11 protein-coding genes are annotated in these 11,656 nt (G+C 71.7%); 7 read left to right on the top strand and 4 right to left on the bottom strand.

Annotated elements, in window-relative coordinates; all coding sequences use genetic code 11:
- The first annotated feature begins 42 nt into the window (after positions 1-42).
- Positions 43-723 (top strand): TetR/AcrR family transcriptional regulator, encoded by a 681-nt coding sequence (locus ACZ7M7_RS26875; protein ID WP_472120821.1) that lies wholly within the window; start codon positions 43-45, stop codon positions 721-723.
- Positions 724-910: 187 nt separating this feature from the next.
- A complete protein-coding gene (locus tag ACZ7M7_RS26880; RefSeq protein ID WP_451180635.1) occupies positions 911-1,684 on the top strand; it encodes a polysaccharide deacetylase family protein in 774 nt (257 codons plus the stop codon).
- Positions 1,685-1,741: 57 nt separating this feature from the next.
- Here the strand turns inward: ACZ7M7_RS26880 and ACZ7M7_RS26885 are convergent, their stop codons facing one another.
- A complete protein-coding gene (locus ACZ7M7_RS26885) occupies positions 1,742-2,419 on the bottom strand; it encodes an HNH endonuclease family protein (protein ID WP_472120823.1) in 678 nt (225 codons plus the stop codon).
- A gap of 296 nt (positions 2,420-2,715) precedes the next feature.
- Here ACZ7M7_RS26885 and ACZ7M7_RS26890 point away from each other — a divergent pair, with 296 nt between their 5' ends.
- The 3 genes from ACZ7M7_RS26890 to ACZ7M7_RS26900 all read left to right on the top strand — a co-directional run bounded on the left by ACZ7M7_RS26890 (position 2,716) and on the right by ACZ7M7_RS26900 (position 6,241).
- Entirely contained in the window at positions 2,716-3,138 is a 423-nt protein-coding gene (locus ACZ7M7_RS26890; protein WP_383613927.1) for an ATP-binding protein, read from the top strand.
- Positions 3,139-3,378: 240 nt separating this feature from the next.
- Entirely contained in the window at positions 3,379-4,170 is a 792-nt protein-coding gene (locus ACZ7M7_RS26895; protein WP_383629037.1) for a hypothetical protein, read from the top strand.
- Positions 4,171-4,270: 100 nt separating this feature from the next.
- The gene (locus tag ACZ7M7_RS26900; RefSeq protein ID WP_472120826.1) at positions 4,271-6,241 is read left to right on the top strand and encodes a protein-arginine deiminase domain-containing protein; all 1,971 of its coding nucleotides are present in this window, start codon (positions 4,271-4,273) and stop codon (positions 6,239-6,241) included.
- 94 nt (positions 6,242-6,335) lie between these two features.
- Here ACZ7M7_RS26900 and ACZ7M7_RS26905 read toward each other — a convergent pair whose 3' ends face one another.
- On the bottom strand, positions 6,336-7,112 hold the full coding sequence (locus ACZ7M7_RS26905) for a hypothetical protein (RefSeq protein WP_472120828.1): 777 nt from the start codon (positions 7,110-7,112) through the stop codon (positions 6,336-6,338).
- Positions 7,102-7,617 (bottom strand): SigE family RNA polymerase sigma factor, encoded by a 516-nt coding sequence (locus ACZ7M7_RS26910; protein ID WP_362386229.1) that lies wholly within the window; start codon positions 7,615-7,617, stop codon positions 7,102-7,104. Before ACZ7M7_RS26910 ends, ACZ7M7_RS26905 begins: the two co-directional genes overlap by 11 nt.
- A 244-nt stretch (positions 7,618-7,861) precedes the next feature.
- Here ACZ7M7_RS26910 and ACZ7M7_RS26915 point away from each other — a divergent pair, with 244 nt between their 5' ends.
- Together ACZ7M7_RS26915 and ACZ7M7_RS26920 are read left to right on the top strand one after the other, a co-directional pair.
- A complete protein-coding gene (locus tag ACZ7M7_RS26915) occupies positions 7,862-8,932 on the top strand; it encodes a sigma factor-like helix-turn-helix DNA-binding protein (protein ID WP_472120831.1) in 1,071 nt (356 codons plus the stop codon).
- Positions 8,929-10,692 (top strand): transglycosylase domain-containing protein, encoded by a 1,764-nt coding sequence (locus ACZ7M7_RS26920; RefSeq protein WP_383613939.1) that lies wholly within the window; start codon positions 8,929-8,931, stop codon positions 10,690-10,692. The genes ACZ7M7_RS26915 and ACZ7M7_RS26920 overlap by 4 nt, the downstream gene beginning before the upstream one ends.
- Positions 10,693-10,933: 241 nt before the next feature.
- Here the strand turns inward: ACZ7M7_RS26920 and ACZ7M7_RS26925 are convergent, their stop codons facing one another.
- Entirely contained in the window at positions 10,934-11,656 is a 723-nt protein-coding gene (locus ACZ7M7_RS26925; RefSeq protein ID WP_472120834.1) for a DUF4232 domain-containing protein, read from the bottom strand.

The following is an 11,656-nucleotide window of genomic DNA, read 5'->3' on the forward strand; positions in this document are numbered from 1 at the left end:
CGTTGCGAGTACAGCGCAGCGGTGCGGAAAGGTGGCAGGTCAGTGGCGGAACAGGGCACGACGACCCCGCGCGAGCGCTACCGCGCCCAGGTGCGTACGGAGATCAAGCAGCGCGCGTGGGAGCAGATCGCCACGGCGGGCGCGTCCGCGCTGTCCCTCAACGCGATCGCCAAGCAGATGGGCATGAGCGGACCCGCGCTGTACCGGTACTTCAGCGGCCGTGACGAGCTGATCACCGAGCTCGTGCGAGACGCCTACCGAAGCCTCGCCGACACCTTCCGCGCGGCCTCGGAGGCAGGCGCCGATCTGACCGGGCTGGCGCACGCCTTGCGGGGGTGGGCCCTGGAGGACCCCCAGCGTTACTTCCTCATCTACGGCACGCCCGTCCCCGGCTACCACGCGCCCGACGACACCACCGCGATCTCCTCCGAGATCATGGCGACCCTCCTGGACGCCTGTGCCGCGCTGCCTTCGGAGGGGTCCTCGGATGTGTCCTCGGACGCTCCGGCGACGCCGTTCGACGCGCATCTGGAAGGCCACCGGGACTGGGCGGGCGGCCATCCCGCCCCGCCCGCGGTCCTCCGCCGGGCCCTGACCTTCTGGAGCCGGCTGCACGGCGTCCTGTCCCTGGAACTCGCCGGCCAGTTCTCCGGTATGGGATTCGACCCCGGGCTGCTCTTCGCCGCCGAACTGGACGACCTGGTCGGCGCGCCCGCGAAGTGAAGGCTGAGCCGCCGGGCCTGTCCGACTCGCCGTCGCCGCGGCCCCGGCTCGGCGGGTTGTCCGCGAACTCCCCCGAGATTGTCCGTGATCGGTAACGGACGCATCCCCTGGCCGCCGCCTCTCGTCCTGCCATGTGGTCACAAGGTGACCGGGCATCGGCGAGGAATTGCGCGAAAGCGGGGCGGACATGGCACGGCACAGCGGCGGGCGGGGCTGGTACGGCAAGCTGGTCGGGGCGGCGCTCGGGGTGACGGTGCTCGCCACCGGTGCCTCGCTGTGGACCGCGCAAGCCGATGCCGTGGGGGCCGCGTCACCGAAGACGTCCGCGTCCGCCAAGCCGGGCAGTGACGTCAAGGCGGTCGCGGAGACCATCGTGCACGCCTCGGACAAGGGGGCGCGCGGCGTCAACATCACCATCGACGACGGCCCCGACCCCGTGTGGACCCCTCAAATGCTCGACGTGCTGCGGGAGTACGGGGTGAAGGCCACGTTCTGCATGGTGGGGACGCAGGCGCAGGCCCACCCGGACCTCGTGAAGAAGGTGGTCGCGGCCGGGCACCTGCTGTGCAACCACTCGGTGTCGCACGACACCACCATGGACAGGCAGTCCGAGGCCTACCAGTCGCAGCAGATCCTCGACGCCGAACGCATGATCACCAAGGCGTCCGGGGGCGTACGGCCGGTGTACTACCGGGCGCCCGGCGGTGCCTTCACCCCGTACAGCCGCAAGCTCGCCGCCTCCCGGGGCATGCGCCCGCTGGGCTGGAACGTGGACAGCAAGGACTTCGAACGGCCGGGCACGGACGCCATGGTCGCCACCGTCGAGCGAGAGCTGCCCAACGGGCCGACGATCCTCTTCCACGACGCGGGCGGCGACCGTTCCCAGACCGTCGAGGCCCTGCGCCGGATCCTCCCGTGGCTCGAGGAGCAGGGCTACTCCTGCGGGTTCCCGGTGCGTTGAGTGCCGCAATGAGTGCGATGGCCGGCCCCGCCCCGTTGTCGGGGCGGGGCCGCAGTTCTACGGCACGGGCTCGTAGGTCACCGTCGTGCCGGGGCACGCTTCTGCGTGTTGGGTGAGTGCTTCGAGTTCGGCGGCGTCGGCGGTCAGGCCCCAGCGGAGCTTGGTCGCGATCCACTCCGAGGTGTAGCGGCATGTGACCTCGACGGCCGGCGGCAGCCATTCGGCCGGGTCCTGGTCGGACTTGCTGCGGTTCGAGGCCGCGGAGACGGCGACGAGGGAAGGGCTGACGCCCAGGTCGTTGGCGTACGACTCACGCCGCTCGGCGCTCCATTGGGACGCCCCGGAGTCCCAGGCCTCGGCGAGCGGCACCATGTGGTCGACGTCCAGGGCGGAGGCCGAGGTGAGCCACCTGGCGTCGTAGTACGACCACCAGCGACCGCCGGAGAGCTTGCAGCCGGGGAGGATCTGAGGCTGGTCGACCGCTTCGGCGAGCAGCACTTCCGCTCGGGTGTTGCAGCCGTCGGTGGGGTTCTGGCCGGCGTTCCAGTGCTTGAAGCTCGTGCGCTGATAGCCGTCCCGCACCTCCGCGGCGAGGGGGATGAGGTGGACCGAGGTCGCCATCGGGAGCGTGTACGTCTCGGCGGGGCGGTGCTGCGCATGGGCCGGCGTGGGGGCCGCGAGGGGCACGACGAAGAGGGCGGCCGCGAGGACGGCTCGCCTGAGGTTCTTGATCACGCATCGCAGAATTGACTGCGCGTAACTCTTTCGAGGGGTTCGACTCGAACGGATGAGCCATGTGGAGGCTTCAGTTCACCGGACAGGTGTGCTGATGAGCACCCGATGGGGGGATGCTGCCGTCGCAAGGACCGTGAAGGTCGCTGGATTCCGGGGACGGTTCCAGGTTGCCGATCAGCCACCGCGGGCATCACCACCGAACGGGACCGGCCGCGGGGGACAGGGTGTGGCCCCGGTGCGGACGCTGCGGTTGCGGCCGAGCGCGCCGACGGTCCCAGGGAGGGAGTTGACCACTCATGCGTGCCCACAAGGGTGGTGCCCGTGAGTACACCGCACGCGCCGAGTACCTGCTGCCGTGCACCGTCGCCTCGGCCGGGCGGGCCCGCAGACTGACGTCCGCCTTTCTCAGCCGGACGCATTCCCGCATCGCCGCCGTCGGGGCCGATCAGGTGGCCGACGCCACGCTCATCGCGTCCGAGCTGGTCGCCAACGCGGTCCGGCACGGACGCACCGGCTGCCGGCTGCGGCTGCAGGTGAGCGCGGGCCGCGTGACCGTGGAGGTGCACGACGACGCCCCGGGCCGGCCCCGCATGCGTGCCGGACATGCCGACGACGAGAGCGGACGGGGCCTGGCCATAGTGCAGGCACTCACCGAGCGGTTCGACGTCGCGGTGCCGGTGACCGGCGGAAAGACCGTCCGGGCGGTGCTGACCGTCTGAGCCGGCACCGGGCGCCGATGGCCATCACAGGACGTGGCCGCTCTCAAGGCGGCGCGGCGGCGAACCGCCTTCCACAGCCGATGTGTTGCTGTGTCACGGCCGTGCCACGGGGGCGTCCTGAAGGGCGGACGGGCGTGACCTGCGGGCTCCGGGGCTCCTCATAGTCGGTACAGAGCGGGAAACCGGCGGAGAACGCCGTCGGCTCCCCCGCTGTCGACGCCTCGGAAGGAACCTCCCGTGATGAACCGCCACCTGCGCAACACCGTCGTCGCCGCCGCCGCGATCACCGCCGGGCTGCTGATGACGGCGTGCCAGAACGGCTCCGACGACAACGCGGCCGCCAAGAGCGGAGCGGGCGCGACGTCGGTCGCGGAAAAGGCGTCGGACTCCAAGGCGTCCAAGGGATCCAAGGACTCCCAGAACTCCCGGGGCTCCCAGGGCTCCACGAACTCCAAGGGCGTCAGCGGCTCGTTCACGGACGGCAAGGTCACCTATCTCGCCCCGGGCAAGTACATCGTGTCCGTACCGGGCAAGGAGGACCAGCAGTTCCTGGTCGCCGACGACACCGAGGTGTACGGCGCCGGCACGATCTGCGGCGAGGCAGGGGCCAAGGTGGACGCGCCGTGCACGCTGGACCAGCTGGAGGCGGCCACCAAGAAGGCCGCCGTGAGCGCCGACGTGAAGATGAAGAACGGCATCGCGACCCTGGTGACCGAGCGGCGCGCCGCCCAGCAGGACACCGGCTCCGGCTCCAAGGGCGTCAACGGAACCTGGTTCGGCAACGTCTCCTACCTGGCGCCGGGCAAGTACACGGTCTCCGACCTGAAGGGCGTCGAGCAGCAGTTCTTCGTCGCCGAGGACACCGAGATCCTGGGCTACGACGACATCTGCGACGCGGTGAACACGGGTGCGGGCGGCGAGGGCGGCACCGAGTGCACCGAGGCCGAACTGGAGGCAGCCGCCAAGAAGGGCTTCAGCGCCGAGGTCGTGATCAGCAACGGCATCGCGACCAGCATCCGTGACGACCACTGACGTCGTCGGACCCAGGCAGTAAGTCCCGCCTCACAGTGAACGCACAGCGCACGGTTCCTCCTCTTATACGGCGACACCCACCAACTGAGAGGAACGCGCCGTGCGTTCACGTTCACCGATACGCATACGCCCGTATCCCGCCGGCTCCCTGGTTCTGGCTCTCGCCGCCGCGGGATCCGTGCTGGCGGGGCCGGCCCACGCGGCCCCCGCCGCCGGACCGGCCGGCGTCGCCGATCTGCGCGCGGATGTGAACCGCGACGGGCGGGTCGATGTCACCGGCGGTACCGACACATACCGTGAGGATCGCTGGTCGGTCGAGCGCGGGGCCGTATACCTGCCCAACATCGACGACGACACCAAGCGGTGTCCCGTCGCCGGCCCGGGTGGCAGACCGCTGTCCGACGCCGCGCTGGCCGCCTGCAACGACGGAACGGACAAGAAGGTCAACGGCAGTGCGGACGCCGCCGACCTCGCCCGGGTCCGTTCCGTGCCCATGACCGACGTCCCGGCGAGCGCCAAGGGCAGCCTGAAGATCACGACGGGCGGCAAGCAGACGCGCCTCTTCCTCAAGCGGGCCGGCGCCTGGGTCCTGGTGACGCCCGGGACCCGGCTGACCGCGGCCGAGCTGCGTTCCGGTGTGGAGTTCGGCGTCGAGGCCACCGACGTCGTCCGGGACAGCTCCAAGTGGGACGGTCGGGCGGTGGTGCGGCTGACGGTCACGGCCGGGCAGACGTCCACCTCCGACTCCGTCACCCTGCGCGTCGCGCCGCTGCTGACCCAGCATCACCTGCAGAACACCCAGCAGGTGATGGTGTCCAAGGTCCAGGGTGACGGCCCGGACAGCCGCCTTCAGCGGGAGTTCGTCACCGCGCTCGACAAGGAGGTGAAGAAGGCCGGGATCACCACCCCGCTGATCACCTTCGAGAAGTACGCCGACCGCTGGGCCCAGGACTTCGTCGAACCGGCCTACGTCAGCATGACCGGGCCGGGCGGCAAGCGGCAGGTGATGCGCGTGATGCTGCGCTCCGCCCAGCCGGACCGGGACGCCGGGCGGGAACTGTTCGAGAAGGTCCGCGGCCGGGACATCGGCGTCGTGCAGGTGACCGACCGGGCGGAACCCGACGACTGGTCGCTCAACTCCATGGGCAACCTGGAGACCATCCCGCCCTACTCGCACGGCGGGCGCTCGTTCCCCGCCGGCCGCATCATCATGGGCGAGCGCAAGGACAGCGGGGCGCGCCCGTCGAAGGTGATGCGCACCATGCTCAAGTCGCAGGGCCTGCAGGACCCGTTGCTGCTGGACACCTCCTGGCTGGGCGTCGGGCACGTCGACGAGTTCGTACAGTTCCTGCCCGCCGACACCCCGCGCGGCTGGCGCATCGGCATCGCCGACCCGCAGGCGGGGCTGCGGCTGCTGCGCGACGCGAAGCGCGACGGCCACGGCGCGACGAAGATGTTCTCCGTCCCGGGCCGCGCCGACACCCCGGCGCCGAAGGAGACCATCGACCAGGCGCTCGCCTCCCGGCACCTGGTGGCCGACAACGAGATGGCGGCGCGGCGCATCGCGGCCAACCTGGAGATCCTGAAGCGCGAGACGGGCGTCACCGACGGCGAGATCGTGCGGGTGCCCGCGCTGTACACCCGTGATTCGGAGGCTTTGACCGCCGATGGCCAGGAGGTTCCCGTGCCGCGCCTGACGCGCATGGGCGCCGGCTCCGACCTCGTGGACGGCCTCAAGGACAACGGCCAGCAGAAGTGGCTCACCGAGAACCCGGCCGCCCCGCGGGCGGCGGCCCGGGCGACGGTGACGACCAGCGCGTACGTTCCCGGAGCGGTCAACGGCGTCCTCCTGGGCCGCGACCGCTACCTCGCTCCGCGCCAGTGGGGACCCGTCGTCAACGGCAAGGACATCTTCACGGAGGCGGTGACCGCCGTGTACCGGAACGTCGGCATGAAGGTGTCCTACATCGACGACTGGTACACGTACCACCTCGGCATGGGCGAGGTGCACTGCGGCACCAACACCCTGCGCGACGCGTCGGCCGCGTGGTGGCGACGCTCGGCGCCTTGACGGGCAGCGGGTAGCCGGTGTCCGACCCCACCCAGAACCGGCCCGGCCGTCCTGTACGGCCGGGCCGGTTCGGGCGCGCCTGGTGACTCTCCCCTCACCGGGCAACGTCAGAGGGGTAGGCCGTGCCCCGCTCGGGCACCGCCCCTTCCCCCACCCCCACCGCTCCCTGCCCCGGCACCGACACAGCAGCCGACGGATCGGCCGTCGGGGTCGAGGTCGGTGTCGCCCCTGTGGTCACCGAGATACGCTCGCCCACGCCGACCCGGGCGTAGAAGGACTTGGCGTCCTCGGGGCCGAGGGCGATCAGGGTGCCGCCGACGCGGAAGCCGGTCAGGGACTTGAGCTGTGCGGTGAAGGAGCCGACGTAGAGCGGCTGGTCGCTGCCGTCGCGCAGTTCGACGACATACGGGACGTCCACCATGGCCCGGTCCTTGGACGGGATGTCGACGGGCAGGTCTCTCTGCTCCTGCTTCGCGACCACCGTCATCGAGGTCGTCGGGGTGGCCGGGGCCTCGCGTGCCGACTCCCAGAGGATCGGCATCGGTCGGCCGCCGAAGGTGAGGGTGCGTCCGGGCAGGTCGAGGGTGCCGGAGACGGGCTCCGGGGTGGTCGGGGACGGGAGCGGGGGCTCGGCCGGTGTTGCTGCCGGGGGGTGGAGCCGGTCCTGGTGGTCCGGGGTCCCGCCGAGGTGGAGCGTGAGCGCGACGGCCAGTGCGGTGAGGCCGGCGGTTCCCGCACCCAGGGTCGCCGCGACCCGGCGGCGGCGTCGGCGGCGCAGCGCCCGGCCGCGGATCTCGGCGCCGGGGGCGGCCGGCTGGGTCGCCTCGGCGGCGGCCAACTCGCGCAGTGCGGCAGAGAGTTCATCGGACACGGCCGCTCTCCTTCCGGACCGGCTCGTCGGCCCCGTCCTCCGCAAGGCGCTCCGCCAGCGCGGCCCGCCCCCGCGCCAGCCTCGCCTTGACCGTCCCCACGGGCGCGCCGGTCTCGGAGGCTACCTGCTGCACGGTCAGATCGCACAAATGGTGCAGGACGATCGCCATCCGCTGCGCCTCGGGCAGTTCGCGCAGGGCGGCCACGAGCGCGGTGTGCTCAGGACCCGGCCCCGGCGTGGAGTCGGGGGGCGGGGTGCGCCGCACCAGTTCCAGCCAGCGCTTCGCCCGCCGCCAGCGGCTCACCGCCAGCCGCATGGCCACCGTGCGGATCCACGCCTCGGGGGCACTGTCCGCCAGGAACTGCTTGCGCCGGTCCCAGGCCCGTACGAACGCTTCCTGTACGACGTCCTGGGCCTCGCCGTGGTCTCCGGTGAAGGCGTAGAGCTGTCCGGTCAGCCGGGGGAACGCGGCCGCGTAGAAGGCGTCGAACTCGTCCTCGGTCATGCCCACCACCCCCACTCCCCGCCGGAATCCGTGCTCTTTCCGTTTCCTTGCAACCCGGCCGCCCCGCCCGTGCGTACAGGTCCCGTAGGTCTCGCTGGATCGCGTAGGTCGCATCCAGTGAAGCGCAACCCATCAGGAAGACGGTGCTCGGGGGTTTCAGGCTCCCTTTTCCTCAACGGTGTTGGGCACCCTGCGCACCCGGCCACGCGCCACGACCGAGTCCCCGAGCCGAAGGACCCCCCACGTGCCACCCAGCCACGCCGTACTCCCCGCCGACCATGACTTCGCCGCCTACGCCCGGACGCACTGGTCCCGGCTGGTCGTGACCGCGCGGCTGCTCACCGACGACGCCGGTGCGGCACAGGAGTTGGTGCGGAGAACGCTGGTGCGGATGTGCGCGCGGTGGCGGGGAGTTCCGCGCGACGACGTGGACTTCCACGTGCGGCGCTGTCTGGTGCAGAGCCATCTGCGCCCGCTGCGCGGGAGGCGGGCCGCACGCCGGCGGACGGTTCTGGTGCTGCGGATCTGGGAGGGGCTGGCGGACGCGGAGATCGCCCAGCTGCTGGGCTGCTCCGTGGGTGCGGTCCGTGCGCATGCCCGGCACGCGTTGAAAGAGGCCGGCGACGAACCCGTACGGCTGCGTGAGAGGTACGCCCGTGCCGTCGAGGACCTCGTCCCGTCCGAGGCGCCGCTGGCCGACCTCCGGACACAGGGCCGTGTCCGGCGGCGGCGCCGGCTCGCGGTGACCTCGACGGCTTGTGTGGCGCTGCTCATGCCCGTGACGGTCGCCCTCCTCAGCGTCGAGCAACTCGGGGGCGGCGCGGGCGACGGAGCGTCCGGAGCCCGGGGCGAGCGTTCGGCGACGAGCCCGATGCGGGTCGTGGCGCCGGGCGAGCGGGTGACCGTGGGGCCAGGAGTACGGGTGTGGCTCACGGCCGACGGTGGACACTGGTCGGTGCCCGATGCCCTCCCGCAGGACGACAACCACCTCCCCGCCGACGGACCGGACGGTGCGGCAGCCGTCTCCGTGCGGGCGGACGCCGTCCAGGGCGGCTTCTTCCTGTCGGGCCTCGTCCGCGGCCTGCGCGGCGAGCCGAGCCGCGTCGAGGTGAGAACCGGCGACGGCACCACCACGGCGAAGGTCCTCGTCCTCGCGGGCACTCCGGGATGGGGCGTCTGGTACGCGCCCGCGCCGCTGCCCGGGCAGGACATGAAGGCGCTTCTCTCCCTCGGCGGCGACGAGCGGATCGTCACCGTGTACGACGCCGCGGGCAAGGTCGCCGCACGGTCCGACCGCGAATGGTGGCGGATATGAACACGGCCCGGTGGCTGGAGAAGAGCAGGAAAAAGGCCGGGAAGTCGGGCAGGCCATCGACGCCCCGGCACCGCGAGCGCGTACCGCTGCGGGTCCGGTTCCGCCGCACCCGGGGCCGGCGACTGCGCCGACTGCTCTACGCCTTCCTCGCGCTGGTCGCCACGCTCTGCGCGACGGCTGTCGTGGCGTACCACTTGACGACCATTCCGAAGCCGCACCCCGAGACCGTCACCCAGAGCACCGTGTTCCTCGACGCGGACGGGGCCTATCTGGGCCGGCGCGGACCGGTCGACCGGCAGGACGTCCCGCTGTCGGGGATCCCCCGGCATGTGCAGGACGCGGTGATCGCGGCGGAGAACCGCTCCTTCCGCACGGACAAGGGCATTTCACCGCGGGCCATCGCACGGGCCGCGCTGGCCACGGTGACGGGCGGCGAGCCGCAGGGCGGCTCCACCATCACCCAGCAGTACGTGAAGAACGCGCTGCTGAGCCCGGAGCGTTCGCTGACCCGCAAGGCGCGCGAGGCGCTCATCGCGATCAAGCTGGACCGTACCCGCGGCAAGGACGAGATCCTGGAGGGCTACCTCAACACCGTGTACTTCGGCCGGGGCGCCGCCGGGATCCAGTCCGCTGCACGCAACTACTTCGGCGTGGACGCGAAGAACCTGACGGTCGCGCAGGGCGCGGCGATCGCGTCCATCGTCAACATCCCCTCGTACTACGAGAAGGCGGGCTCCGATCCGAAGGTGACCGCGAAGCTCCGCAACCGCTGGGAGTGGGTGCTCGACGCGATGGCGGCGAGCAGGAGCATCACGGCGGAGCAGCGGGCGGCGGCGCGTTTCCCGGCGTTCCGTTTCTATCCGCCGGGCGAGACCGAGGGGCAGCGGCAGTATCTGATCGACGTCGCCGCGAAGGAGGCCGCCGACCGGCTCGGCATCACCGAGGACCAGCTGGCGAGCGGCGGCTACAACGTGACGACCACCTTCGACCTGGCACTCCAGGACACCGCCACGCAACGGGTCGCGGAGCATCCCGGCGGCAAGGGCGGGGTGCGGTTGCACACCGCGGTCGTGGGGATGGTGCCGGGCGACGGAGCGGTACGGCTGCTGTACGGGGGTTCGGACTACGCGCGCCAGCCCTTCAACGACGCGGTGAGCGGAGCGGTGGAGGCGGGGACGGCCCTGGACCCGTTCACCAAGCTGGTGCGGGCGGACGAGCCGCTGCGCGCCCTGCTCAGGACACCGGCGCCGACGCCGCTGAACATGGCGTCGGCCTACGCGACGGTCGCTGCGAACGGTGAGTACGCCACTCCGTACACCGTCGCGCGCATCACCCGGGCGGGCCGTACGGTCTACAAGGCGCAGCCTCAGGTGCGGCAGGCGCTGGACGAGAAGGAAGCGATGGTGGCGGGCGCGATGACCGGGAACAGGCCGGTCCCCGTGGGCGTCCGCCCGGCGGAGACGAACGGGTTCACCACCGAGGGGGCGGGTGGCGGAACCACCCGGCGGACCGTGTGGACCACCGGCTACGACAGCCGGCTCAGCCTGACGGTCGCGCTGTTCGCCGACCGGGCCGGCAGCAAGAAGGGCACGACGGCACCCGCCCGGCTGCCGAACGAGCCGCCGCCGACCGAGTTCGCGGAGAGCGTGGCGACGGCGATCTGGAGTGCCGCCACGAAGGGGGACCCGGGAGGCGCCGAGAAGGAGGATGCGGTGGGGCCGCCCTCCTCGGTGCCTACGTCGGTACCTTCATCGGGGTGAGCGGCGAGCCGGCGCCCCGGGTGCTCGACGGAGGAGGGTGCGCGGTCGGCGCTGGCAGGTCTCTGCCTGGCCATCGACGAAGCCCGGCCGTCGGTTGGGTCCCGGACGTATCTCCGGGCCGCCCCCGACAGACCGGGGATGCAACCATTCCCTACAGAGCTGGAACCCCCGGAAGCCGACCGCGCTTGGAGACCATAACCGCGGGCACTGACAACGCGGTCGGCGAAGACCGGGCGCCACGTCACCAGACGATGGCGTCCTCCCTCTCCTGCTGCCAGTACGTGACCTTGAGCGAGTCGTCGACGTACACGCCCTTCGCGGGCAGCGACGGGTGGGCGCCCGTGCCGACGCTCCCGTTGCCGGAGCGGCCCTGGAAGTAGACGGACAGGGACTTCACGGTGTGGCCGTTGGTGCCGCTGCCGTCGGCTGCAGAGAGGTTCACGGAGGCGTAGCCGGACTCGCCCGGCTGGAGCGTGACGACTGCCTGGGGCTGCGAGTCCTCGATGACCGGCGGCACGGACTGGGCCTCGCCGAAGCGGACGGCCGGGTAGCCGTAGAGGTAGCAGGTCTTGCTGCCGGTGTTGGTCACCGTGAGCAGCATGTGGTTCAGGGGGCGGCTCAGCGGGGCGGCGACCGTCTTGGTGTTGGAGCCCTCGCAGGTGACCGGCTTGGCGTCGGAGGGAGCGGGCGCCTTCGACGTGGGGGTGTGCGCCGCGGTGCCCGAACCGTTGGTGGAGGCCTTGTTGCCCGAGGAGCCCGCGGAGTTCGAGGAGGAGCCGGAGCCGGCGTCCGAAGCGGATGCGCCGGAGGACTGGCTCGTGCTCGTGGAGGGCTGCACCTTCGCCGAGGCACCCTCGTCCTGGACGCCCGATCCGTCGCTGCAGGCGCCCAGGGAGAGCGTGGCGAGAACGGCGGTCGCGGCGGCGCCGGCCAGGCGGATGCGGGAGGTGCGGAGCTTCGACAT

Source organism: Streptomyces sp. NPDC111606 (assembly GCF_055656945.1).

What these genes read in the sequence shown, in the direction of transcription:
- ACZ7M7_RS26880 (WP_451180635.1), top strand. Translation starts at nt 911, where the DNA reads ATGGCACGGCACAGCGGCGGGCGGGGCTGGTACGGCAAGCTGGTCGGG.
- ACZ7M7_RS26890 (WP_383613927.1), top strand. Translation starts at nt 2,716, where the DNA reads ATGCGTGCCCACAAGGGTGGTGCCCGTGAGTACACCGCACGCGCCGAG.
- ACZ7M7_RS26895 (WP_383629037.1), top strand. Translation starts at nt 3,379, where the DNA reads ATGAACCGCCACCTGCGCAACACCGTCGTCGCCGCCGCCGCGATCACC.
- ACZ7M7_RS26910 (WP_362386229.1), bottom strand. Translation starts at nt 7,617, where the DNA reads ATGACCGAGGACGAGTTCGACGCCTTCTACGCGGCCGCGTTCCCCCGG.
- ACZ7M7_RS26920 (WP_383613939.1), top strand. Translation starts at nt 8,929, where the DNA reads ATGAACACGGCCCGGTGGCTGGAGAAGAGCAGGAAAAAGGCCGGGAAG.
- ACZ7M7_RS26925 (WP_472120834.1), bottom strand. Translation starts at nt 11,656, where the DNA reads ATGTCGAAGCTCCGCACCTCCCGCATCCGCCTGGCCGGCGCCGCCGCG.